The organism is Paenibacillus sp. NRS-1760 (assembly GCF_050467785.1).
In the GTDB taxonomy this organism is placed as follows: domain Bacteria; phylum Bacillota; class Bacilli; order Paenibacillales; family Paenibacillaceae; genus Pristimantibacillus.
This window is the reverse complement of sequence record NZ_JBITPK010000010.1, coordinates 34,047-59,114: the sequence shown is the minus strand read 5'-3', so window position 1 is coordinate 59,114 and position 25,068 is coordinate 34,047. Positions and strand designations below refer to the sequence as shown.

At 44.7% G+C, this 25,068-nt stretch carries 26 protein-coding genes and 1 pseudogene; 6 read left to right on the top strand and 21 right to left on the bottom strand.

Features of this window, described 5'->3' with window-relative positions:
- Positions 1-14 precede the first annotated feature (14 nt).
- Positions 15-917 carry a TIGR01777 family oxidoreductase gene (locus ACIFSR_RS11305; protein WP_339207514.1) on the top strand — a complete coding sequence of 301 codons (903 nt, stop codon included), beginning with the start codon at positions 15-17 and terminating at the stop codon, positions 915-917.
- Between the two features lie 9 nt (positions 918-926).
- Here ACIFSR_RS11305 and ACIFSR_RS11300 read toward each other — a convergent pair whose 3' ends face one another.
- The 15 genes from ACIFSR_RS11300 to ACIFSR_RS11230 all read right to left on the bottom strand — a co-directional run bounded on the left by ACIFSR_RS11300 (position 927) and on the right by ACIFSR_RS11230 (position 16,514).
- Positions 927-2,495, bottom strand: coding sequence for a DUF6382 domain-containing protein (locus ACIFSR_RS11300; protein WP_430057439.1), 1,569 nt, complete (start codon positions 2,493-2,495; stop codon positions 927-929).
- 31 nt (positions 2,496-2,526) lie between these two features.
- Complete coding sequence (locus tag ACIFSR_RS11295; RefSeq protein WP_339207512.1) at positions 2,527-3,039, bottom strand: A24 family peptidase; 513 nt, start codon at positions 3,037-3,039, stop codon at positions 2,527-2,529.
- 33 nt (positions 3,040-3,072) lie between these two features.
- The gene (locus ACIFSR_RS11290) at positions 3,073-4,044 is read right to left on the bottom strand and encodes a TadE/TadG family type IV pilus assembly protein (protein ID WP_430057437.1); all 972 of its coding nucleotides are present in this window, start codon (positions 4,042-4,044) and stop codon (positions 3,073-3,075) included.
- Positions 4,010-6,274 carry a hypothetical protein gene (locus ACIFSR_RS11285; protein ID WP_430057435.1) on the bottom strand — a complete coding sequence of 755 codons (2,265 nt, stop codon included), beginning with the start codon at positions 6,272-6,274 and terminating at the stop codon, positions 4,010-4,012. The genes ACIFSR_RS11290 and ACIFSR_RS11285 overlap by 35 nt, the downstream gene beginning before the upstream one ends.
- Positions 6,275-6,326: 52 nt before the next feature.
- Positions 6,327-7,052: a TadE/TadG family type IV pilus assembly protein gene (locus ACIFSR_RS11280; RefSeq protein ID WP_430057433.1), complete on the bottom strand. Its 726-nt coding sequence runs from the start codon at positions 7,050-7,052 to the stop codon at positions 6,327-6,329.
- 12 nt (positions 7,053-7,064) lie between these two features.
- Entirely contained in the window at positions 7,065-7,256 is a 192-nt protein-coding gene (locus ACIFSR_RS11275) for a Flp1 family type IVb pilin (protein ID WP_430057431.1), read from the bottom strand.
- 18 nt (positions 7,257-7,274) lie between these two features.
- Positions 7,275-8,159, bottom strand: a complete 885-nt coding sequence (locus tag ACIFSR_RS11270; protein WP_430057429.1) for a type II secretion system F family protein — start codon at positions 8,157-8,159, stop codon at positions 7,275-7,277.
- A gap of 18 nt (positions 8,160-8,177) precedes the next feature.
- Positions 8,178-9,050, bottom strand: coding sequence for a type II secretion system F family protein (locus ACIFSR_RS11265; protein WP_430057427.1), 873 nt, complete (start codon positions 9,048-9,050; stop codon positions 8,178-8,180).
- Positions 9,047-10,282 (bottom strand): CpaF family protein, encoded by a 1,236-nt coding sequence (locus ACIFSR_RS11260; RefSeq protein ID WP_430057823.1) that lies wholly within the window; start codon positions 10,280-10,282, stop codon positions 9,047-9,049. Before ACIFSR_RS11260 ends, ACIFSR_RS11265 begins: the two co-directional genes overlap by 4 nt.
- Entirely contained in the window at positions 10,272-11,447 is a 1,176-nt protein-coding gene (locus tag ACIFSR_RS11255; protein ID WP_339207505.1) for a hypothetical protein, read from the bottom strand. The genes ACIFSR_RS11260 and ACIFSR_RS11255 overlap by 11 nt, the downstream gene beginning before the upstream one ends.
- 181 nt (positions 11,448-11,628) lie before the next feature.
- Entirely contained in the window at positions 11,629-12,027 is a 399-nt protein-coding gene (ndk, locus tag ACIFSR_RS11250) for a nucleoside-diphosphate kinase (protein ID WP_076271032.1), read from the bottom strand.
- A 35-nt stretch (positions 12,028-12,062) separates the two neighbouring features.
- Positions 12,063-12,863 (bottom strand): pyruvate, water dikinase regulatory protein, encoded by an 801-nt coding sequence (locus tag ACIFSR_RS11245; protein WP_076271031.1) that lies wholly within the window; start codon positions 12,861-12,863, stop codon positions 12,063-12,065.
- Complete coding sequence (locus ACIFSR_RS11240) at positions 12,860-13,495, bottom strand: CBS domain-containing protein (RefSeq protein WP_339207504.1); 636 nt, start codon at positions 13,493-13,495, stop codon at positions 12,860-12,862. The genes ACIFSR_RS11245 and ACIFSR_RS11240 overlap by 4 nt, the downstream gene beginning before the upstream one ends.
- A 125-nt stretch (positions 13,496-13,620) precedes the next feature.
- Positions 13,621-14,511, bottom strand: coding sequence for an NAD(P)-dependent oxidoreductase (locus tag ACIFSR_RS11235; protein WP_430057424.1), 891 nt, complete (start codon positions 14,509-14,511; stop codon positions 13,621-13,623).
- A 218-nt stretch (positions 14,512-14,729) separates the two neighbouring features.
- On the bottom strand, positions 14,730-16,514 hold the full coding sequence (locus ACIFSR_RS11230; protein ID WP_430057422.1) for a M3 family oligoendopeptidase: 1,785 nt from the start codon (positions 16,512-16,514) through the stop codon (positions 14,730-14,732).
- Positions 16,515-16,626: 112 nt separating this feature from the next.
- Here ACIFSR_RS11230 and ACIFSR_RS11225 point away from each other — a divergent pair, with 112 nt between their 5' ends.
- Positions 16,627-16,791 carry a YycC family protein gene (locus tag ACIFSR_RS11225; protein WP_076271027.1) on the top strand — a complete coding sequence of 55 codons (165 nt, stop codon included), beginning with the start codon at positions 16,627-16,629 and terminating at the stop codon, positions 16,789-16,791.
- Entirely contained in the window at positions 16,788-17,030 is a 243-nt protein-coding gene (locus ACIFSR_RS11220) for a hypothetical protein (protein ID WP_339207500.1), read from the top strand. Before ACIFSR_RS11225 ends, ACIFSR_RS11220 begins: the two co-directional genes overlap by 4 nt.
- Here ACIFSR_RS11220 and ACIFSR_RS11215 read toward each other — a convergent pair.
- Positions 17,027-17,767, bottom strand: a complete 741-nt coding sequence (locus ACIFSR_RS11215) for a DUF2225 domain-containing protein (RefSeq protein ID WP_430057420.1) — start codon at positions 17,765-17,767, stop codon at positions 17,027-17,029. The two genes, ACIFSR_RS11220 and ACIFSR_RS11215, sit on opposite strands and share 4 nt — an antisense overlap.
- A 4-nt stretch (positions 17,768-17,771) precedes the next feature.
- Complete coding sequence (locus tag ACIFSR_RS11210) at positions 17,772-18,161, bottom strand: globin (RefSeq protein WP_076271024.1); 390 nt, start codon at positions 18,159-18,161, stop codon at positions 17,772-17,774.
- Between the two features lie 498 nt (positions 18,162-18,659).
- Here ACIFSR_RS11210 and ylbJ point away from each other — a divergent pair, with 498 nt between their 5' ends.
- Both ylbJ and ACIFSR_RS11200 read left to right on the top strand, forming a co-directional pair.
- The gene (ylbJ, locus tag ACIFSR_RS11205) at positions 18,660-19,670 is read left to right on the top strand and encodes a sporulation integral membrane protein YlbJ (protein ID WP_430057821.1); all 1,011 of its coding nucleotides are present in this window, start codon (positions 18,660-18,662) and stop codon (positions 19,668-19,670) included.
- Positions 19,671-19,747: 77 nt separating this feature from the next.
- The gene (locus tag ACIFSR_RS11200; RefSeq protein ID WP_430057418.1) at positions 19,748-20,545 is read left to right on the top strand and encodes an NAD kinase; all 798 of its coding nucleotides are present in this window, start codon (positions 19,748-19,750) and stop codon (positions 20,543-20,545) included.
- A gap of 45 nt (positions 20,546-20,590) precedes the next feature.
- Here the strand turns inward: ACIFSR_RS11200 and ACIFSR_RS11195 are convergent, their stop codons facing one another.
- The 4 genes and pseudogenes from ACIFSR_RS11195 to ACIFSR_RS11180 form a co-directional block, all read right to left on the bottom strand.
- Positions 20,591-21,325 carry a YutD-like domain-containing protein gene (locus tag ACIFSR_RS11195; protein ID WP_430057417.1) on the bottom strand — a complete coding sequence of 245 codons (735 nt, stop codon included), beginning with the start codon at positions 21,323-21,325 and terminating at the stop codon, positions 20,591-20,593.
- A 26-nt stretch (positions 21,326-21,351) separates the two neighbouring features.
- Positions 21,352-22,287 (bottom strand): lipoyl synthase, encoded by a 936-nt coding sequence (gene lipA, locus ACIFSR_RS11190; protein WP_076271021.1) that lies wholly within the window; start codon positions 22,285-22,287, stop codon positions 21,352-21,354.
- A gap of 504 nt (positions 22,288-22,791) precedes the next feature.
- Positions 22,792-23,154, bottom strand: coding sequence for a YmaF family protein (locus ACIFSR_RS11185; protein ID WP_339207496.1), 363 nt, complete (start codon positions 23,152-23,154; stop codon positions 22,792-22,794).
- Positions 23,155-23,458: 304 nt separating this feature from the next.
- Positions 23,459-23,989: pseudogene (locus tag ACIFSR_RS11180) on the bottom strand (tyrosine-type recombinase/integrase).
- A gap of 320 nt (positions 23,990-24,309) precedes the next feature.
- On the opposite strand from ACIFSR_RS11180, the gene ACIFSR_RS11175 reads away from it, so the two are divergent.
- Entirely contained in the window at positions 24,310-24,483 is a 174-nt protein-coding gene (locus ACIFSR_RS11175; RefSeq protein WP_430057415.1) for a hypothetical protein, read from the top strand.
- The last annotated feature ends 585 nt before the right edge of the window (positions 24,484-25,068 follow it).

Below are 25,068 nucleotides of genomic sequence, written 5' to 3'. Positions count from 1 at the left end.
AGGAGCGAACGAGGATGCGGGTTGCAATAGCTGGAGGAACTGGGTTTATCGGAAGTGCGCTTACCAAGGCTTTGCTTGAGAGAAATGATGAGGTATGGATTATTTCCAGAACTAGTTCTAAAAATCAATCCAATCGCAACGGGTTTAACCAATTAACTTGGGATGAACTCGAAGCTGCTCCTGCTTTGCTGGAAGGCATAGATGCCATAGTCAATCTCACAGGTGAATCCATTAATCAAAGATGGAATCAAGCTGCCAAGAAGCGTGTCATGGACTCAAGACTAACAGCAGCCGCCCGCATCTCAAAGCTTGTACAATCGCTCGAGCACAAGCCGCCGCTTGTCATTAATGCATCCGGCATTTCTGCGTATGGCATATCAGCAGACGGTATTTTTGATGAATCAAGCCCAACTAAAGTTACCGATTTTTTATCCGAAGTCGTTCAGAAATGGGAACAGGCCGCAGACAGCATACCAGCTGAGCGGCTTGTTAAGCTTCGTGTTGGCGTTGTTCTAGACAAAAAGGAAGGCGCTTTTCCTTTAATGGCTATGCCTTATCGCTTGTTCGGCGGAGGTAAGATCGGCAGCGGCAAACAATGGTTGTCTTGGATCCATCTCGAGGATATGATACGGCTAATCCTATTTATTTTGGACAACAACTTTATTGAAGGACCCATCAATGCTTCTTCACCTGAACCTGTAACAAATGATTCATTTGGTCGAGCCATTGGCAAAGCAATGGGCCGGCCTCATTGGTTCCCGGTTCCAGCTTTTGTGATGCGAACATTATTTGGTGAAATGTCCACACTTCTATTAGACGGACAGCGAGCTTTGCCAAGCAGAGCGCTTGAAAACGGGTTCGTGTTCCTTTATCCAACGGTAAATAGTGCAATGGAAGAACTTGTAGGACAAGGTTAGCTTCGTTTCTTAATCCGATTTCAGCACATACGCTGGTCCTTGCTCGCCTGCAAGATGGATGACATCTCCTATCGATAGCTTATAGCTTTTATAAGGGATCATCATTTGTCCATTTAGCAGGCTCCCATTACGGGAACCTAAGTCTTTCGCTTTATATTCACCCGCTAAGATTTCAATTTCCAAATGAAGCCGCGATATACCGCTTGCCCCCTCTGCATAACTCACCTGCTCTCCCGAACGCCCAATTTTAAAGCTTCCTTCTTGTAATTCTATCCTGTTCTCCTGACTCTTCCATCTCCTTTGGAGCCATACTGACGATTCACCTAAACCCTCCAATGACTGATTATTTCCTAGCAATACTGTTGGTTCTGCTATATGAGAAACGGGATTTGCTGCAACAACATGCAGAGCAGCCGCCGACTGAGACTCGAATAATTCGCTCTGATCCTCTGGCGGTTTAATAGCTTGCGCCTCGACAGAATCAAAATTTGCATGAGCACGATTAAGCCCGGGAAATAGTCCAGAGTGAAACGATGCCTCTTCTATCATTTTTTCCGATTCGTCGTAGTCTGCTTCGTCATTTGTTTTCTTTTTCCAAACTAGCATAACGGCTGCTAGTAACAGCAAGGAAATGCCCGAGCTGATCAATAAGCTCTGCCTACCAGCTGCTTCAAAATAAACAAATCGCCAAACACATGCAAGTGCTACGACAATAATTGCTGTTCCGATCCATTTTTTCTTTGTTTCCGGCTCATCCTCTTCCCTATCCAAAGGGTCAGCATACTGTTTTGAAAATAATTCATGATCCTTAAACTCTTCCATTATCGGGGCGGAGTATGAACGCAATGAAGGGTTTGGTATTTGAACCTGCCCTTTTTCATCGCTATTCGTCAACTCAGATCGCTGCTGCCAATCTAATAGTGGATTTTTTTGCGTTGGAGCAGGTTTTGCTGCTTGCTGCATCTCCGGCTTCTCTATTGCCTCGTATCGCTGGTTCGATGAAGATGAAGCTTCCCCTATGAGTTCCAACAGCGTCGCCCGCAGCTCTTCAAGAGGCCATCTCTTGCCGAAATGCTGAAGCACACGCTTTAATCCTTCCCCATCAATGCGGTCTACATAAGAGGTGAAACGCACAATTAACGCCAAGAGATCGCCTGCTCCTTTTGTTTGTTCAGCAGTCCCTTCCATTATTGGAATATAAGCAAGCCGGATATCATGAAGCTTCTCTCCAATAAAAATATATTGTTCATCAAGCAGACAGCCCTCTGGCCGCAGCATATAATGTCTGCATTCGAATAACGCATCCGCTACGCCTAATATTAGCGTGTAGTATTGCTCCATCGAGAGCTGCTGTTGCTGCAGCCTGTGCAAAAGCATTCTCATTCCTGAAAGCTTGTATCGGAATGTAACCTTGCTATCCAGCTCGAACCAATCAATAGGCAGCAGATAGGGAATTCGCTCGCTATGGAGCATATGAAGCTCAATTTCATCAAGTTCGCTTCTATACAAGCCGCTCTCTCGATCAATAATCATCTCATGCGACTGATCCATAGCAAAATCAATCCGAAAGCTTTTCATTTCTCAAATTCCCCCCTTGTAACATGAAAACTTAGCTGAAAATGGACCATACCGTAACAGCAGCGGGTGCAACCGCCAGCATAAACGGAAATTTTTTGCCTGATTCCGCCCATTGCAGCCACTGAAGTTTCCTATACCCTGCCACTGGCACGACAAATGCGGTTACGTCAGCAGCCATTCTTTTCCCGAATGCACGATTTACAATGACAAGACACACGCCAATTGCACCAGCATATAAGATGGCATAAAACATCACCTGCAGCACCAACCATACTCCTACCCAAGCTCCTAATGCGCCAAACAGCTTTACGTCGCCAGCACCTATTCCTCGGGCAAGATGAAGCAGCAGCAAAGGAATAAATCCAGCTAAGGCGCCAACTGCTGCAATTGCAGCTCCTTCCAAACCGCTGATACCAGTATGATAAATAAATGCAGCGGAGAAAAAAGTCACGGTCAGCCAATTCGGTATAATTTGAGCCTTTAAATCCGTATAAAGAGCGATCATTAAAAACACTGCAACTACAGCTGTCACAATAAACTCCATGGCGACTCTCCTCCAAGGCGGCTAAGTCTTTCCTTACTTTCTATCGCTGCTCTTCTCTACGACAAAATGCATCGATACTTGATTGTTTTCCTTATTCACCTCTGAAGCTTTAAGCTCCCATGTGCCAGGAGTTGTATTTCCGGACACATGCCAGGTCCATTTGATATAACCATCTGCATCGGCAATTGCCTCACCAAGGTGCTTCGCTTTACTTGAGCCGCTTTTATAAGTAACACCCAAAGAAATCGCAGCACCCGGCAGCGTTTTTACTGTAACGGCAGCTTTCTTGCCAGGCCGGAGCGGATTTGGCTCAATAGAAACGATTTGTATCGGAATGTTTTCTTGATCATTTTTGTTTTCACCATATCTTGCTGGTACGGCGTCACTTATCCAAACACGTTCGGAGGCTTGCTCTTTAAGGACAATCGGTTTACCGTAAAAAGGCAGCTTTAACGGAAAGTCATATTCCACCTCGATAGCTAAATACGGCTCATGCTCTTTAGTTAGATCCGGAAGCGATAACCAGCTCAGCCTTATCTTCTGGGGATCAATAATGGCTGCATCAGAAAGTTCACTTATTAACGGCTGAATAACAGATCTGCCTATTTCAGTAGCGGCCATATTTTGAATCGGACGAAAATCTCCTCGCAATGTAGATGAAACCAAAGCTCCTGCGGGTGAAGGCAGCCATTCAGCCGCTTCTGCGGCAATCTCACTCCATGAAGATAAAGGAATATTTCCTTTGGAAGGCAGCGGAACGACAGCTGATGCCTGCTGCCAGGCAAGTTCTACTGGATAGATATGTGCCGCCATTTGCCTTACCGTCTGAGAAGCAGCAGAATGCAGTGCCAACTGTACCGCACATAAACGAATGAGCATGACGAAGACTAGCAGCACAACAATAACCATAGGCATAACTAATGCAGCTTCTACGACTATCGAACCTTGTTCCTGCTTAAGGCGTCGACATTTAATAAGACCAGCCCATCGTTTGTGTCGTCTCATAACGGTTGCCTACAACCTTTCCTTCCAGCAGCCCAACTGCCCCCAGCGTCCGAATTAATCCGGGAATGAACCAAAGCTCCATCGAAACGGCTGCTTCACCTGTCACTCCGCTCGGGACTGCAGAGAGAATCGTCCCACTGTTTAGTTCGATGGCTGCAATCATCCGGGCCAGACTTGCCCCATCATCGGCACCATGCATCAGTATAAAAAGACGTAAATAATCCGTATATGAAAGCTCTACTTTTATGTATTTGGAAAGTGGGGCAGACCCTCGTTCAGTGAAAGCAAGCATATCCTCGATCGATTTCTCTAATCCATAAATAAGCGCAGCTGATAAGATAAGCAATGGATGGCCTAATGTTTTGCTTTCAAGCAGCCCCTCCATCGTTCTCACAGCCAGTCGAGCCGCAAATAATTCACCATATGCAGCAGCTATATTCCCTACTGGATTGTTGAAGCCATAAATAATATATTCCGCTTCCTGATTATGAAATGAAATGGCATGTGACAACTCTGATATTTCTCCTCCAGTCATCATTGAACGTAAATGCTGAGGAGCAAAAGAAGTGAAGCGTTGAATAACGTATTCACCAAAGTATAATGAATCTCTCGTTTTCTCCAGCATCCCGGCCATACCTGAGAACAATCCACCCATAAGCGTATTAGACTGCTCAGCTGCCATATGCGCATCACTTGCCTTCTCCATGTCGACAATCTCTATTGCTTCATCAGTCTGCTCATTGAATAATAGGTTATCGTTATAACGAAGCTGTACCTGTTCGAACACCTTTTGATGTTCTTCCATTTGCGGAATACTTGTCAGTCCATGCAGCAAGCTGCGTGCCTGATTCCAGAGAGAACCGGCTTGCTCCTTTTGCTGTTTAAGCTGTTTCGAGATCTGACCCTGATCGAGTGCTTTCTGTCGATCAACGATGATACTAGCAGGTCGAATATATTTCTGTTCATATGCCCCATAAGCAAGACGCAGGCTTGTGACGCTTTCAAGCAATGTATCAGCAGTTATGCTCTTAACCGGCTTAACTATAGAGGCAAGGCTGCTGGACTGATATGCCCCTGCTTCCATATCGATTGAAGCATCAGACGAGCCCTGCGCCTCCACCTCCTGACGGTACTCCGTGAACCATCCATCCGTCTTTACAAGCTCATCCGCAGCTTTCCTTACCTGCTCAATGTCGGAAGCAGCATCAGCGGGAACCTGATGCTGTTCAGTATTCGTTGCCTTATGCTTGGACACCGTATCATATCCACTATGCTGAGGCTGTTGATTAGCTTGTTGAACAATTCTCAGCATATCGTCATTTAATGCCCTTGCAGCTTCCAACTCCTGTATTGCTTCTCCCTGAAGCTTCACATGCTGTCTATGTATGTCACTACTCACTTTGCGCAGCTCCATAGCAAAAGCTCTCACTTTCTCCTCGTATGCTTCTATTTCCGCTGTATGCAACTTTTTCTCCCCGGCAGTTAACGATTGATTATATATAACTTTGGCCGCATATGAGCTGTATTCCCCTGCAATGCTCAGAGCAGAATTACCCTCTATTGCTACTACATCTGGCTGGACAGGAATTAACATAGAAATACTGCTTCCACTTATCGTCGAGGCCATCTGCTTTTGCAATTGAAGTACATTCGCTAGATGAATTTCCCGTTTCTCATAAAGCTTCCGCATACTCTCTAGCAAACTTATTGCAATCGACGCCTCCTTCATTGCACCTGCCATTGGTACAAACCTTGCTGCGAGATCCAATGTGAAATCTACTGGCGCCTTATACTTCATTTCTTCGAGCACCTGTCTTGAGAATACATTATGGCTGCCTAGAAACGTCGCTGCGTGCAGTGCTGCAGCATCTGACTTAGCGCGAACCAGCTTCATCCCTGATCGACCCGAGTCATCTGCTGTTTCTGTATTCGCCTTCATCATTTCCTCGAATATGATTTGACCGTCTGTACCACCACGGCCAAATAGACCATATCGCTCATAAAGAGCATCATCATAAGCAGAGAGTACAGATCTTACGCTTGACCTTACAGCATCCTCTGTTAACTTATGCAGAGCCGCAATTCGGGCATAATCAATAAGCAAAGTGAAAAACAAAAGCAGCGAGGATAAAACAATAACCGAAAACACAGTCACTGCCCCATTTTCTCGAAAGAAAAGCTTGCAAACAAACTGCCGATAACGATGCTTCGAATCTTTTTTTATGCTCACTGCTGCCTTGCACCTCCATCGTTACCTTTCAAGCCTTATTTGTTCCGCTACATTATGGCTTTGTCGCCTTCCCCTGACCTTTATAAGTATCCAGCACTTGACCGGCCTGAGACTTTGCTTGCCCCGCTCCTCCAGCCCGATTTGCAAACCTTGATGAATAATAGCGTACGAGATCAACACTCCGAATAAACTCAGTTGGATCAACTACCATGGAAGAGGCTGCACTTTTGGGTTCACGCTTCAACCAGCTTTTCTCAATGGATTCAGCCGATAAAGGCTCCTTCAGTTTGACTTTGATCACTCTTCTCAGAATGCTGCTTGAATAGCTGATTTCTCCTTCGTATGTTAGGCCTGCTTGTCCCAACCATCTAGCAGACTGCTCTATTTTCCGAATAGCTAAAGCATTCTTTTCTCCATCACCCGTCTCTGCAAGTGGGAGCACGACTTTCGCTGCATCATTTTCTCCTCTCAGTCCAAACAAGCTGCTGAGCACGCCATCCTCGCCAATACGCCAATATAAACCATCATAACTTGGCTCATTGAGCATGCCGCTCCTTGCATCTCGATTACTGTTATCCCAGCTGAAGGCCGCACGCTCTGCTGTTGAAGACGCTGCATAATAGACAATGATCTTCTCGTACATGTACATTCCAAACAAAATAAACAACAATATAAGCCCGAACAGCATCGGAAATACGATCGTAGACTCCAGCGTAAAACTGCCTTGCTCCTTCTTAAGCAAGCGAAGCAGCCCTGCATTTATTCGCAATCTGTTCAAAAGCCTCACCCGCTAACTGAAAATTTTGTCCGCCTCGTCATCTGCTTTGCCCATCAAACGCTCAATTAGCTCAATAATCCAGTCTTTAAACAACAGTGCAATAATGATAACAACTGCAATAATCAAAATAATTTCAAGCGTCCCTAAACCATCTTCCTCTTTCCAAAATGAACGCAGTGATTGGCCTATTTTTCTCATCTTCATCTTCCTCTCTAATTTAAGTTAAGACATGAGCAGTACTGCGGGTGCAGCTACCAAAATCATGAGTACTAGCAATATACCTACAAGCGGAAATACAAGCTTTGAGGAGGCTTGCTCCCCGCGCGATCTAGCGATTGCCTTGCGCTTCTCCCATAAAGTGTAAGAGAGCTCTCGCAATGCAAGAATAAAATGCTCTCCTCCGCGGCGATAATTTAATAAGAGCACCGTTGTGAAGATCGAAACCTCCTGCACCGCGCATCTTCTATTAAAGCGCTCCATTACCGTACTGAACGATTGACCGTTGCGAAGCATAGACACCGTCTCTCCCCATTCCTTGTAGAGAGGATGCTGCGTAGCCTCCTTTCCCTCTAAGCATCTTGCTAGCGCTTGCTGTACCGTCTCACCGGCGCCGACCAGCAGCATTAACTTGCTGAGCATAACGGGGAGCTCCATAATGATTTGCTGCTTTCGTTCCTCAACTTGCCGCCTTGCATCTACGAAAGGGCGTATCGTTAGCACGATGCCGAATACTACCCCCATGACTAACAATGTAGGCTCCTGTCCAAGTAAACTCATCCAAGCACAACCTGTTAAAGCAGCATATCCCGTACCTAGAGCAGCAGTTGCTTCACCTTTTGTCCGCTCGATTGACCAGCTGCTATCCTTCAATAAGAGGAGCTTCATATGGTAGCTGCCCATAGGCAGATGCAGCGTATCAAATAGCTTGAACCGTTCTAGCACACGCATAAAAGGGTCAATCAAACTTAGCTGCATTAGCTGCTGCCGCGTTTGGTCATTCGTTTGTTTTCTACCCATTAGCTGACGCCATATGGCATACAATGCTCCTTTTCCTGCCAAGTACACCCAAATCACCGTTAAAGTAACCGGTGCAATTGCCGCGAGCATGCTTTGTCCCCTTTCATCTTACATTCGGATACTCATCATCTTTGCCATCAACCAAAAGCAGAGAAGCAAAAGCAGCAGCGCTCCCGTCAATAGCAAATATCCGATTCCTCCATATAAAGGAGCCATATAGTCGGGTGCAGCTAGGCTTAAAAACGCTAAAAAAACAAAAGGCACCGCCATCATAATTCGACCTTCGAATTTTTTTTGAGCAACCATAACTGCAATTTCCTGCTCAATTTCAAGTTTCTCTCCAATAATGATCGAGGTTTGTTTCATCACCTCAAGCAAATCTCCTCCAGAGCGCTTGCAAGCAGCTAGTGCATCGACGAACTGAGTAATCTCATCAATTCCTGCACGATTAGCAAAGTTGCGCAGCGCGTATTCTAAGGGCTCGCCGTTATCTAGACGAAAGCGAATGATTTGAAACTCCAGCAGCAGCTCCGTTCGAGCATCAGGGTAAATTAGCTTCAAATCATCGTGAGTAGATAAAAATGCATTTTCAAGAGAGCGCCCTGCTGCAAGCGAGGAGGTCAGTGAAAATAAAGCTTCTTTAAATTGCAGCTTCAGTCTCTCCTTGCGCTGTTCCAGAAGAAATTTTCGTCTAATTCTAGGAGCGAGTATACCCAAGCTTGCCGCTGCAAATGAAAGGAACACAGAATGATAAAATAAGAAGACAGCACCATAGAAAATCACAGCTGCGATTAAGGACGTAGCAATAAACTGGTTTCGATTAAGCGGGTATTGTTCATAATTGGTAAGGGTTCGGCCAGCTCGAAGATTCGCTAGCGTCGCATCGCTTTCCCAGCCGCACCATAAGAGCATTCTCTCTATCCGTCCCCCATGCTGACGATGAAGGCTGCTGCTTTTATTCACGCCGCTTGAATTGTTCATATCGCCACTCCTTCGACCATTCTTTTTCCAGCAAGCGTCAATTTGTCCATTCTCATTACCGGATTCGCTGTACGTTTTAGCCCGCCAAGCACTCTGCCATTCCGCTCTCCCTCCTCCTCAAAAATAAACAGTGGATTAAGCAATATTTCTCCATCTTCAACGCCAATGACCTCGCATATCTCCGTCACTTTGCGGGTGCGATCACGGAATCTTGATAGATGGATAACAATATCGATGGCTGAGGCGATTTGCTGGCGAATAACGAGCACGGGCAATTCTGCTGCACTTAGCACCATCGACTCCAGCCGAGCCATCATATCCTTCGCGCCATTACTATGGCCCGTTGACATGCTTCCGGCATGGCCGGTATTTAATGCCTGCAGCATATCAAGAGCCTCTCCTCCCCGCACCTCACCGACGATAATGCGATTAGGACGCATCCGAAGCGAGGCACGTATGAGGTCGCGAATCGTAATCTCCCCTTTCCCCTCTGTATTCGCATTGCGAGTTTCCATCGCTACTAGGTTAGGGATGGAGCGAATTTGCAGTTCAGCGGAGTCCTCGATCGTAACAATCCGCTCATCCGGCTGGATAAACTGCGACAATGCATTTAAAAAAGTTGTTTTGCCTGTTCCTGTTCCGCCGCTTATAAACATATTGTATTGAGCCCCGACAAGCTCTTTCAAAAACGATGCCGCTTCCTGCGAGAGCGAGTGGAATGCTACTAGCTCCTCCATCGTTAGAGGCTGATCAGGAAACTTCCGAATGGTCATGCATGGTCCTTTGAGCGCAACCGGCGGCAATACGACATGCACCCTAGAGCCATCTTTCAGACGGGCGTCAACAATCGGCGTAGACTCGTTAACGACACGATTCACACTCGCAACAACGGTCTGGATTAGATCCTCGAGCCGTTCTCTACTTTCGAAAGAAACCGGCAAAAGTGTCATTCTCCCTCTTCGCTCCACAAATATTTCTGCATGATGATTGATCATAATTTCACTAATGGAGGCATCCTCCATCAGCGGCTGCAAAATATCAAGACCTCTAAACGAATGGAACAGCCTCCGTACAAGCTTCACTTTCTCGGTTGCGGTAAGAGGATGAAGATCGCACCATTCGAAAACGATTTCTTCTGCTATTCTCATCAAGCTTTCATCTGACAGTGATCCGCTAAAATCAATTTTGGCTCGTACCTTGTTGCGCAGCTCAAGCACCGTTTCATCGCTCAGCAATTGATCCGCCTCCTTCCAAATAAAGCTGCTTGAATAATTGATCTGCAGCTGCTCGGTATAACGGCGATGACAGCAGAGCAAGATGGCTTGCTCCTCGCCATTCTGGAATCTCCGGCAGCCCCACCTTGGCGCATGCCATGCCATCAATCTCGTTATCAACGGTATGCTTCGGATTAACCACATGGTTTTTTACGCATTTGAATTTATTGGACAAAGAGCTAAAGCGATCACTCCACTTTTGCGCTCCATAACGCAGGGCCATTTTTTGTTTATCCCTCACAGACGGATTATCGCTTGCAACCCAAAGCACATGATTTGATCGTTCAAAAATAGCAAGGTGCAGCTCATCCAGACCGCCCTCCAAATCAACGACAATGAGATCATACTGCCCGCTTCGAGCAATCGTACTCACTATTCCGGCCGCATCTTCCTCATTAAGCGTCAATCGATCCTCCAAATTGGTGCATGGGGCTAAATAATCACCCTTAAGCTGCGAATCCCGTTTTCGATGCTCCATAAGCCAATTGACCGACTGCCCCGGCTGTGCCTTGAGTCCATAAAGCAGTTCTGACAAACCCTCCTCTTTCACCTCTCCTTCACTGAGGCCATCTGTATATTGCTGGTTGTGCAGCCAAGCTTCAGAAGAGTTCCACCGCTCAAGGTTCAGATAAAAGGCACGACATTGATGCACACTTGCAGCATGTACCAAATGCAGCGCCAAAGCCGTCTTCCCAACTCCCCCCGACGCCGAATAAACAGATATAATATTCATGCCAGACGGCCTCTCGTAAGCGCCTGACGAAGAGGCAGCATGTCCTATCGCTTGGGAATGAATCTCCGAAAAACGCTTCAGCAGCTGGGGAATGGGTTGATATTGCAAAAGCTCATGCTTCTCCTTGCTCTCTCCCAGCTGTAGCACTAGAGCAATTACAGGAATACCCGCTTGCTCTGCATCCATTTCTGCAAGCAGCTCAGGCTGAGCAGCCAATAAGTCAATCTTGTAGCCTTGCTTCACATAGAGCTTCCAAGAATCTGCGTGCGTGAACGCGATAATCTGCCATTGCTCGCCAAGCTTGCTGCCTTGCATATAATCAGCCAGCCGCTTCAAGTATTCCGGCTCCCTTACCGCCACAGCAAGTTGATATTTGTTCAGCCCTTTCACCTTCCTTCCGCTTAGAAAACACAAAAAAAGCACCGTAGAAGGCGCAGATATCTGCGTCCTTATACGGTGCTTCCGTGTTTGATCATTAACTTTGTTTAAAATTTACCATACCCATATTCCATTCGTCAACTAAGGAATTTTCTGCTGTTTATCTTATTTCTTTAACTTACAATTCCGTTGACTATTGGAAAAAGTTTTTGATCTCGCGCTCTGCGCTTTCGATAGAGTCAGATCCATGAATAATATTGCTAGCTACATCGATTGCAAAATCTCCGCGGATTGTACCTGCAAGGGCTTCAGATGGATTCGTTGCGCCAATAAGACTCCTTGCGTTTTTAATAGCGTCTTTGCCTTCCCATATCATAGCAAACACAGGCCCCGAAACGATAAAATCGACCAACTCGTCAAAAAACACCTTTGAGCGCAAATGCTCATAATGTGTCTCGGCTTGCTCTCTTGAAAGGCGCATTACCCTTGCATCTACTAGTTTAAAGCCCTTCTCTTCAAATCGAGCAACAATACGACCTACTAAACCACGCGCGTAACCATCTGGCTTAACCATTACAAACGTTTTATCCATGTTGAATCCCCCTTTGTCTCTATCGGTATAGCCATTTATTTGTTAAGCCATTCAGTAATAATACCTGCAGTCTCTTCAATAGCACGATTTGTAACATCTATAACAGGACAATTCAATGATTTCATGACGGACTCTGCATAATCAAGCTCTTCTTGAATGCGCTCGGTTGTCGCATACTGCGCAGATGCCGGAAGTCCCAGCGTCTTAAGCCGTTCAGAGCGGATCTCCAGAAGATGCTCAGCTTGCATCGTTAAACCTATAATGAGCCTGCCAGGTGCAGGCTTCAATTCTTCGGGAGGATTAACCTCGGGCATTAACGGCAGGTTAGCCGTCTTAATTCCTTTATGGGACAAAAAGATGCTCAGCGGCGTCTTCGACGTTCGAGATACGCCAATCAGGACGACCTGCGCTTGTACAAAACCTCGAGCATCCTTGCCGTCATCATATTTCACAGCGAACTCAATAGCATCCATCCGGCGATGGTAAGCATCGTCAATGGAGTGCAGCAGCCCCGGCTCACGCTTCGGGAAACTCCCAAACGTATCAACGTATGCTTGCATCATCGGTCCCATGACATCAACGGCTCTAACTCCAGCTCTAAAAGCCTCTTCCTTCATTTGCTCCCGAAGCTCCGGCTGGACAAGCGTATAGCTTATAAAACCGCCAGTACTAGCGGCCTCAGCCACGATACGGATAATTTCATCCTCGGATTTAATGTGACCGTAACGCTTTATTTTCACTTGTTCTGAGGAGAATTGACGTAAAGTCGCCTTTGCAACTGCTTCCGCCGTTTCACCTACAGCATCGGAGCATACATAAATGATCTGCTGTTTCATAACTCTGGCTCCCCCAATTTCCCATCCATCGCGATGTCCGCCATAAGACGTATAATGTTCGACTTCGATACCCAGCCAGTAACCTCTGGATCAGTCACCTGATCCTCTCGCGGAACGATAACTGGTAAACAATCTACTTGATGAAGCGACATTTTGCGAATCGCTTCCATCACAGATTCGTCGGGCATTAGCGTCACAATATTAGGATAACGGGTCATCACCATACTGATAGGAATAGATGCAGCACCAGCGTTGCCAAGCGTTATTTTCAGCAAATCCTTCGGTGTTACGATTCCAACAAAACGTTTCTGCTCATTAACGATTAGAAGAGTATCTGCATTTTCAGTAAATAACGTAATAACAGCGTCATGCACGGACAATGAGTCCGGAACATTAACGGGAACACCTTGTACTTCTCTCACCTTCATATTGTTCAATTGCTGCAAAGGCTCGCTGCTTGAGCGATAGGTGTTGCCTAGAAAATAACCAACTTTGGGCTTCGCATCAAGCAATCCAAGCATGACGAGAAGTGATAAGTCCGAGCGCAGTGTGGGCCTGCTGACACCTAGAGATTCTGCCAACTGCTCACCGGTAATCGGCGCATGCCTCTTCACAAGCTCAAGAAGCTCCAATTGCCGCGAAGATAATTGAATCGTACTCTCCCCCGTCCTCTATATGAGTCATACTTGTATTATATAGTACTATTATTTAAAAATAATATATCATATTAACAAATAATGTACAATATATGGTCGTCCTACTCTTTAAAAATAACTTTATATAACGCTTGTGTACCGCTATTTTCTTCACCAAGTGAAATAAGTTGCTCATATAAAGAACGTGCTAATGTTAGTCCTGGCAAAGGAAGACCCATCTCATCAGCTGACTCGATGGCGATTTTAATATCTTTCACGAAATGTTTTACGTAAAAGCCTGGAGCAAAATCTCCGTTGATAATGCGAGGTCCTAGATTGGATAAGGACCAGCTTCCCGCAGCGCCGGCTTCAATGCTTTTCAATACTTTGCTAGGCTCGAGTCCCGCTTTTTTGGCATAGGCAAGAGCTTCACTCACACCAATCATATTGGATGCAATCGCGATTTGATTACACATCTTAGTAAATTGACCCGCTCCTGCCTCACCTTGATGAACGATGTTTTTACCTATGAGCATAAACAATGGCAATATCGCATTATAGGCTTGCTCCGAGCCTCCGACCATGATTGACAGTCTAGCCTCCCTCGCACCTACATCGCCGCCAGAAACTGGGGCATCCAGCGCCTTAAGCCCTCTGTTGCCAGCCTCTGCTTCAATGCGTTTGGCAAGGGCAGGGCTTGAGGTAGTCATATCAATAAGCACCGCATTGGACCTAGCATTTTGCAATAAACCATCAGCTCCAAAATAAACCTCTTCCACGTCGGCCGGATAACCTAGCATCGTAATAATAATATCCGATTGCTCCGCAACCAACTTCGGCGAATCCTGCCAAACAGCACCCTTTGATACCAAGAGGTCTGCTCTTGACTTCGTTCGGTTGAACACATTCACTTCATATCCGTGATCAAGCAAATGGCCCGCCATGCTTGCGCCCATAATACCCGTTCCAATAAATCCGACAACTTTTTTGTTTTCTTGCTCTTTCAATTCCATTCCGCCTCTCTATGTTTCTCAATAGTCGAACATAATCTTATTATAATATAATCTGCCTCGCTTCCCACAAATCAGAGAAATGCACTCCTGTTTTTGCAGAAGTTTTTGCAGTAGCTAGAATACTATCCATCCCAATTCCATAAAAAAAGCCGTAGACCAATGGTTTCCCATGCCTACGGCTAATGCTATTGCTACTACAGCACTTCTGAAGAAGCGCTTTACTCGTTTGTCATTTCGATGAACTGATCTACATCAACAGCTGTCAATGCAACCGCCTCGCGCCAGAAGTCCATCTCTTCCACATTTACGCCAAGATGCTCTTTAGCAAGCTGCTCTACGGTCATGCGGCCAGTGTCACGAAGCAATGCAACATACTTGTCTTTGAAATCTGAACCTTCCTTCAGTGCCCTTGCATAAATACCCGCGCTGAATAGATAGCCGAATGTATAAGGGAAGTTGTAGAAAGGAACATCCGTTAAGTAAAAATGCAGCTTCGATGCCCAGAAATGAGGATGCACCTCACCGAGCGTATCGCAATAAGCTTCCCGCTGTGCATCTTCCATTAAGGAATTAAGCTCTTCAACGGATACTAAACCTTCGCTGCGACGCGCATAGAAACGAGTTTCGAATAAAAAGCGCGCATGAATGTTCATAAAAAAAGCAACAGACCGCTGAATTTTATCTTCAAGCAATCCAAGCTTCTCCTCGTCCTCCGTTGCTGTTTTAAGTGCTTGATCCGAAACGATCAGCTCCGCAAACGTCGAAGCGGTCTCAGCTACATTCATTGCGTATTCTTGCGACAACGCGGGTAGATCGTTCATGACATGCTGGTGGTAAGCATGACCCAGCTCATGCGCAAGCGTCGAAATATTCGAAGCTGTACCTGAATACGTCATGAATACACGAGTTTGACCGCTCTTTGGAAAAGCGGTGCAGAAGCCGCCTGGACGTTTCCCTGGACGATCCTCAGCTTCAATCCAGCCATCTTTAAAGGCAAGCTCCGAGAATTTCGCCAGATCGGGACTAAACGTCCTGAACTGCTCGATTATAAAAGCTGCCGCTTCGTCATAAGGAATTGTTTTTGTCGCAGCTCCGATTGGCGCTTCTACATCATGCCAGTCCAGCTTCTCCACACCGAGCAGCTTCGCTTTACGATCTAAATAACGAACGAGTACCTGTTTGCTTTCTTGGATTGCAGACCACATTGCTTGCAGTGTAGCTTCGCTCATCCGGTTCATTTGCAGCGGCTCCTGCAGCACCGAATCCCAGCCGCGCTTGTCATACAGCTTTAAACGAAAGCCTGAAATTCGGTTTAACGTCTCTGCACATAAATCCGCCTGCTCTGCCCATTCCCGCTCCCACTCTGTGAATGCAGCCTTCCGAACATCGCGGTCTCCATCGGATAAGCGGTTGTGCATTTGACCAGCTGATAAAACTTTTTTCTCCCCGTCTTTTCCTACATCGTTAAATTTCGCTCTGGATACAATGACGTTATAATAATCGCCCCAGCCATGGTAACCGTCTACCGCTAAATCTCCAGCCAGCGCTTCCAGCTCAGGAGCCATTTTTTGCTTCGCAAGCTCGCGGCGTTCAGTCAAGCTAAACGCTACCTCAGCGAGCTGCGGGTGTGTCAGCAGCTTTTCCCACTCACTATCATCAAGACCTCGCAGTACGTTGTCAAAGCGAGTAAGCACCCCTAGAAACTTCGCAGCAAGCGTCTTTACGCGATCGCTTTGTGAGTTCGCGGCTGTGTCTCGCATATTCTGAGCCAACAAGCAAGAAACAAACGACTCTGTTTCACGCAGCCTAATGATGATGCTTTGTAGAAGCTCCGTCATCGTCGCAATTCCAGAAGCTCCAATGCTTGCTTCCGTTAAAAGTGCGGCATCAAGCTTCTCAATGTCCTCATCCATGCCCTTCAGCTCCTGCAAGAACGCTGCTGAGCTTGAGCCACCCTCATAAAAAACTTCTAAATCCCAACTTTGCGGATATCCCTTATTCATTGCTCTCATCCTCTCTTCCATAAAAAAAGCCAAGATGCGGCCGCGTTTTTATTTGCGCAAACCTTCTCGGCAGTGTATAACTTAATTATATCCAGATTGGAGGAATTACACCATGTCTAAACCGTTGCAGATTTCTGCTGATACAGCTGTTAAGCTTTCCGAGCAGCTTGGCGTCCCAATAGAGCACTTAATGCATATGCCGCGCCATATATTATTGCAAAAGCTTGCCGAGCTTGCTAAGCCTAACGCTGCACCTGAGAGCGAAAACAAATCATGATTCCGTTCGAAAAAGCCTGGCCTTATGACATTATTATGGGAGATCTTTATGTATCGAGCTGTCCCTTCTGCCAAGCAGAAAACGTGCTGCTTCCAGTAAAACCAGAAGAGCTCCAAGACATACAAGGCGGTACGAAACGATTGCTCGTTTTCCCTTGCTGCCATAATAAAGTGACTATTGTTGATGCAGACCGCGATTATTTGCTGACAAACCGTGTTCTAAAAAAGGCGCTCCGCTAAGCAGAAGAAGAGACCGACTGCTTCAATAAATCTGTGCCGTCGTCAGGAGAAGTGTTGCCGGATGCATGTTTCGATCTGGCTTCCATCTCCTCGCGTATAAGCTGCCACTGTTCGCGGCTCGCACGAATCATTGCAGCATCCACGATTTTTTTATCATTCACCACGCGGGAAAACCAACGTACAGCATCGTTTAATTCTCCTATACGACGATTCAGCTCCCCTATTAAAAACATTAGCTTCGCATTGTTAAGCGCAACACCCTCTGCCTCATATACACGAATATAGGCTTGAAGTGCAAACGTAAGAAACCGTTTCTCGTCTTTCTGATTGTCTTCATAACGATACAGCCAAGCAATGTGATGCAAAATACCAGCAAGCACGCGATCCTTCTCGTCAATAGCTTGGGCTGATAAAAGTGCTAGCTTGTAGCTGGCCATCGCCTTCTTCAGATCTCGTTCCCCGCCATAATCTTGATTGTTCCAATGCATTCCAATTTCATCATGATATTTCTTTTTTTGCCGATCATTCAACCGCTCCATCCCGTTCTCAGTTGAGGCAAAGCCGCAATTAGGACAAACCCGTACAACATAAAAATCAGGGTTTACGTCCGTTTTATAATATCCGCAAAAGTCAGAATCCATTCTTGCTGCTCTTTTGAAGCTGGGTCTAACACGCGAAGTCATAAAAGTCTTTTCACAGCAAATGCATATGATTTTGGATAGGTAGAGCGGTTCCATACAATCACGTCTCCTCTTCAGATGTGTTTACAAAGTGGTGTGCAGGTCCGGATAGTCTGTTGATAACGATCTCTTGCAGCTCGTCATTTATGCCTACCTCTTGCAATGCTCTTTGCATGCAGTCAAGCCATGCGCCAGCATGTTCAGGGGTTATTGGAAAATGCATATGTCTTGCTCTCATCATTGGATGTCCATATTCATCAGAATATAAAGAAGGCCCGCCAAAAAATTGCGTCAAAAATAAATATTGTTTTTCTATAACCGGATCAATATCTTGCGGGAACAAAGGCCCAATTAACGGATGTGCTTGTACCTTAGGATAAAAAGAGTTCACAATCAGCCTTAAAGTCTCAGATCCACCTAAAGCCTCATAAAGGCTTATATTCCTATTCATCGTCAAATTCATCTCCATTGTGTAGGTATTTAGTATTATATCACAAATAAAAGTACGGACTTAACAAAAAAAAGCCCGCGGGATGCTTATCCGGGGCTCATCATATAGTGCTTATTACCCATCAACCTTCATAGTCCTCTTCCCCTGGTGCTGTAAGAGATTCTCGAATGACATAGACGAAAGCACAGACCAAGATGCCAGCGATTATACTCATACCCATCACTCCAACCGTTTCAAAGGTAATTCCATTGTACCATAAAAAAAACAGGAATCCAGCGTTTTGCAAGCGTTTTCTTTATCAAACTTATTTATTTTTAAAGCATATCCAGTGATGGATATCCTTATTCCTACATATACGTTTAGGAGGGGTTGTACAGCATCTTATGGCATCTGCTCGGCTCCCCTTTCTAATTATTTGAGGAGGCGGTTTATCTGCTGCGAACGATCATTCATCCCTTATCTATAACCGCGCTTGGCGCATTTATAATCGTGCTTTTAATGACTGTCTTTCCTACAGAAACCCTTCACTCCTCGCTCCGCGGGCTTTCTATTTGGTGGGAGGTTCTATTCCCAGCGTTGTTCCCTTTCTTCGTCATATCAGAATTGCTGCTCGGCTTCGGTATTGTACATTTTTTCGGTAAGCTGCTTGATCCGCTCATGAGACCTATATTCCGGCTTCCCGGCATCGGAGGTTTTGTCGTGACAATGGGTTACATTTCCGGTTATCCGGTAGGCGCAAAGCTAACAGCACAGCTCTTTGAGCAGCGGCTCGTCAACCGAGCAGAGGGTGAGCGGCTTGTTGCCTTTACGACTACTTCTGATCCTATTTTCCTAATTGGCGCCGTGTCCGTTGGTTTCTTCCAAAATGTAGCGATTGCTCCTATTCTCGCTGCTGCGCATTACGGAGGCGGTCTACTTATCGGTCTTCTCATGCGCTTTCACGATAGACATGCCCCTTCATCTGGAATCAAAAAAACGGCGATTACAAGGGATGGGTTCAGAAAACGACAGCCCTCTCGCATCTCCGAAGCACTCAAGGCGATGCATGAAGCACGATTGCTGGATGGGCGCGGACTAGGACGGCTGCTGCAGGATTCTATTCAATCGGCACTGCGGCTAATGATCGTCGTTGGCGGACTCGTCGTTTTTTTCTCCGTCGTAATGGAGATGCTGACGCATGCAGGCATCATTGAGGCGATGGCTGAAGCTCTACGATTTTTGTTTGGTTTAATCGGCCTGCCTAAGCCGCTTGCAGACGCTGGGATATTCGGATTGTTCGAGGTCACATTAGGCTCTCGTTCGGCAGGTACAGCTGGTACTGGACTCATGCATCAAGCTGCAATCGCTGCTTGGGTGCTCTCTTGGGGCGGCTTATCAGTCCATGCCCAAGTAGCAAGCCTGCTCAGCAAAACAGATTTGCGCTATCGTCCTTTTTTTATAGCTAGAATGGTTCATGGATTAATTGCAATGACTCTCGTTTACTTGTTATGGGGGTGGCTTGGGCCATGATTAGAGCCGCTCATTGAATTTAAACACAATTTCCTTTATCATCTTAAGTACTATGGAGATCGGAAGGAGATTTACTTTTGAAGTATGCGGTAATTGATCGAGGCGATGATCTATCTAAATCGTTAGCGGAAAAATTTCATAAACTAGCCGCGGAGCGAGGTTTCACTCGGAATGATGAATCACCGGAAATCGTTATTTCCATCGGAGGGGACGGTACACTGCTCCTCGCTTTTCATAAATATGTAGATCAAATTACTAATGTTGCATTTGTTGGCATTCACACCGGCCATCTTGGATTTTATGCCGACTGGAAGGCAGACGAGCTTGAAGATCTCGTCGCAATGATGGCAGAGGAAACACCACGAATCGTTAGGTATCCGCTTGCCGAGATTGAAGTTGAGACACCAAGTGAGACCCGTCATTACTTATCATTAAATGAATTCACACTAAAAGGCGTTGACGGAACGCTCGTCGCCCAAATCAATATAAATGATGAGATGTTTGAAATGTTCCGCGGTGACGGCATTGTCATTTCGACCCCTTCGGGAAGCACCGCGTATAACAAAAGCTTAGGCGGAGCGATTGTCCATCCATCGATAGAATCGCTGCAAATTGCGGAAATCGCTTCGATCAATAATCGTGTATATCGTACACTTGGATCATCCGTACTGCTGCCGCAACATCATCACTGTGATATTATCTCTAAGAAAGAGCAGCGGCTGCAGCTGGCAATTGATCATATCAGCATCATGAGCAGCGATATCCGTTCCATCCGCTGCAGTGTATCCAGCCGTAAAGTAAGCTTTGCACGATATCGGCCGTTTCCTTTCTGGAACCGAGTACGTGAAGCATTCCTTGGTTACGACGTCCGATAAGATCTGTTATATTCATCTAAAACCAAAAAAAAGACACAGAGCGTATTATACGCGCTCTGTGTCTTTTTTGTTTGGTCGATTCGTTTCTACAGATGAAGCCGCAGTTTCATTGGCTGCAAGGCGGAACGGTTTCTTGGAGCGGTTATCGTTATTGCCTTTATAGCCGCCTTTACGCTGCTGTTGCTGCTCACGTTTCCCGCTGCCCTGCTGCTGCTCGCTGCTATTTTTACCTTCGCCAGCACTATTCGCGTTGTCGTTGCCTTTATCCGCTTCGTTTTTATTGCGATTGGAGCTTCTATGGCGATTTTCCCTTGTGTGATTGCGAGTATGCCTTTCATGTGTTGGAGCGGCGCTTTCTTCCTTTGCACTCGCAACCTCATCATGTTCAAGACCTTCAGAAATATCCACAAAACCGGCAGCTGCTGCAAGAAGATCAGCTGCTTCTATACGCGGACGCTCATCGTCTGCATCCAAGTCATAGTCGTCTGGCTCACGAACGGTACTGTTTGTTTTTTCTAAAATAAAATAAGCGCAGCCAAAGTTGCAATACTCATTAATGTAATCCGGCATGCCAGATAGATTGCTTTCCTTCGTAGCTTTCTGATGGCTGTCACGAAAAAAACCTTTCAGCCGCAGCTGACTATAGCCCCAGTCGCCAACAATATAATCGTAGCGCTCAAGTACTTCGCTATATCGATCACGAAACGCTTCAGGATTCCAGCCATTCCTATTTTCAAGCACAATTTCATAAGATTTTCCGCCGATATGAATCAAAGCCATATTTTCCACCTCATCTTGAGCGTCAGTTACAAGCTGCTCGAGCAAGCACCGGAAGAAATCTCACGGCTCGCTTCGGCTTCCGCTGCCATTGCTGCGTGTGCCGAATCGGTCTGCTCATGTGCATGATAAGAGCTGCGTACTAATGGTGCGGATTCTACATGCCTAAAACCGCGCTTCAGCCCTTCTTCTTTTAGTTTTGCAAATTCGTCTGGGTGGACATAACGTACGACCTTTAAATGTTTTGGCGTTGGCTGCAAGTATTGACCTAATGTCAAAATATTCACATCGTTTGCGCGAAGATCATCCATAGTCTGCAAAATTTCATCCCATTCCTCACCCACGCCAAGCATAATGCTCGATTTGGTTGGAATCTTAGGCTTCATTTCTTTGGCACGCTTCAACAGCTCCATCGTACGGCTGTATTTGGCTTTGGCACGAACACGATCCGAAAGCCGCTCCACCGTTTCGACGTTATGATTTAGAATATCCGGATTTGCATCCATTACAATTTGAAGCGCATCTTTATTTCCCAAGAAGTCAGGAATAAGCACTTCAACTCGGCAAAACGGCATACGTTTGCGAATCGCATGTACAGTAGCTGCAAATATGGATGCGCCGCCATCCTTAAGATCATCGCGAGCAACCGATGTAACAACACAGTGCTGAAGATTCATTTGCTCTGCTGCCTCTGCTACCCGTTCTGGTTCGTCCAAATCCAGTTCAGTCGGCATACCTGTCTTAACAGCACAAAAACGGCAAGCGCGCGTGCAAATATCACCCAATATCATAAATGTGGCTGTTCGATTCGACCAGCATTCATAAATGTTTGGGCAACGTGCTTCCTCACAAACCGTATGTAGCGTTTTTGAGCGCATCATATTTTTAATTTCGGCAAAGTTACCGTCTGTCGCTAATTTTATTCGAAGCCAATCAGGCTTTTTGAGTGTTTCTTGTTGTTTCATTAGGGATTACCTGCTTTCAAGTTCATTTATAATTCCTAAACTCATGCGTTTATTATAACATGTTTCGCACAAAAAACAGACTTTCATTTAAATTCATATTTAATCGTTTATCCTATATGTTCCTCTTAACTTCACAAATACGAAGAACATTTTTACCGTTCACATTCGCTCGATAACGTAAACAATGTGATTTTCTTGTGATTAATTCTAAATAAAAAGCCCTGCTATTTAAGCAGGGCTTTCTACTTTCATTATATCCATAAATGGCACTTTGATAATATTCCCTAGATTTTTAACATAGATCCATCTTCTCTGTTCCCCTTTATTAATTACGGAATCACATAATTTAATTTTATTATAGTTTTTGTCAATTCCTTCTGCGATTTCGTCTTAAATTCGTTGTCTAAATTAGAATACGTAATAATGTTTTTTGATTTTAAGTCGAATGTTGTGCTTAAAATAGTGTCTTCATGACCATTCATTTATTTCTGCATAATTTATTAGTTAAACTAGAGGTGCTTGAATCAATGTTGCGAATTTAAATTGGTGAACATGACCATCATTTAATGTCGTTTGGCCTGTTACAAAATGTACGTGTTTGCCATTCCCGACTGGAATGGCCGGTCCAGTTACAATCTTTTTCAATTTATGAAAATGGTTTAAGAAATCTGTGTTCGTAAGATCAATTTCATGAACATGACTTTTTCCCACTCGAATCGCTTGTCCGGTAACTCCTGCAAAGCGATGATTATGTCGATCATTGCCCTCTTCAGCAAGTTTAGTACTTCCTTCAAACTCGTGAACGTGCCGCTGTACCTTTTTACAAGATCTAGCTTTCTTCACTATACTAGCTTTTTTCATCTTCATACGTTGCTTACCTCCTAATGATTACGTGACCCATAACTGATTATGTGATTCACAACATTCTATTAAGGTAACCAAATGAATGTGCTAGGCAATTATCAACGTCTCTAATAAAAATATTATCTGTTTTTTGAAATTCACAATTGCTTCGAATTATGAAACATAACTGTCAAACCATTTGTTAATGTACTCTGACCATTCATCCTGACGGTATCGCCTGTCCTCATCCAACTCTAATCGCCGTAAACATTCCTCTCTACTAACATCACAGAAGATAAGCTCAGCACCTAAGTCATGCACCAACCGCTCACGCTTGTTTGATCCCAATGTAACGTAAAGTTATGGATTGTTCACTATGATTAAAGAGCTCCATTAGTAACGCTATGTCCTTTGTTTAAAGGTAAAAATGATAACCAAACGATTTCCTCATGGAATACGTCCCAATCTCTTCTACTCCATTAGCGCGAGCTGCCTTGCTTAATATTTTGTATGCTGTGCTGCTATCAATCGGTTCACCTGCATTACCTGTATGTTTCTTACTACGACCTGTAAACAAATATTCGTAATCCTGTTTGCCCTTTATAAAATCGTCTAATGCCTTCCTGAGTGTTTTACGAATCTTTATTTTCTTAATCTTTATAGTCTTGCCTTCAATGATTTCGATGTGTGTTCCCTTAACGTCCTTAACGGTTAACCACTGTATGTCTGATATACGGAAGCCAATGTTAATACCAATCATAAACAATACATAATCACGTTCATTACGAATTCTTAAATAATGTTTAATCGCCTCAACCTTACGTATATCGCGAATTACCACTAACAATAATCCATACATTGTATCTACTACTGCTGTTTGGGTGATTGGCGATATTGGACACACCACAAGTTTAATCCTATCAATCCTCTTGCCTGATTTAATTACTGGTTTAAGTGCTTCGTTAATCATTTGCATTGCTTTTGGCCCTAACGTTGACATATTAAATCACCTTTAAAGTTATTCAATATTCATTCAACATTGTCTCAGTAAATCGTTCGCACTTATTGTCCTATCCTTTTAAATAAGGCTAGTATCATTCAGGAACAAACATCCAATCATTAAATTCTATCAATACATATTCTACATGGTAGTCAAAACACAAGGGGGTGAATTGAATAATGCACAATAACCTTGGTACGATTCTGGTGCTTTTCATTCTATTAGTGATTATCGCTTGTAGTTGTGGCGTCCTCGGCCGCAACGAGAGAAGAGAAGAAAGAAGAGAAGAAAGAAGAGAAGAAAGAAAAGATGAAAGAAGAGTTGAAGGTATCAACATAGGCTGTAACTGCTGAGACTATTAATTTTGCAGCTCGATTTCAACTTTTACCTTCTTACAAAATATAGAATTATTCGAACAAGATCTATTCAGAAGGCCCATTCTATGGGTCTTTTGCGTTCTAATAATTCATATCAAAATCTTCAATATTCAATCTGGTCACTCATCACTGCAGAGCAAACGCCCAATCCCAAATTGTCAATCGCATATAATCTGCATAGCGTATTAAATATTGGGAGGTGAATATTTGATGGGTGAATTTGTTGGTGGTTCTAATATCGTTATTATCCTGGTATTGTTCACTTTGTTGGTGATTATAGCTTTCATTTCAGTAATCAGACGGTGTTTATAAATTCAAATCTTTCAAATACAATTCGATAACCTCGCAAACTACTTAATATTCAGCGAATGTTCATTAAAATAATGCTGTTTGCACTGCCTGCAGTCTTTGTTTTGACTTACTCACGAAATCATCATTCTGAAAGAATAAATCCCTTATTTAGCCCAGGTATTAATCTTCTAATGCCATTTTTGTAATTCTGGTTAAGGAATAGAACAAGTTCTCCTTACATACATTTCTTCTGATGATTAATATTACAAG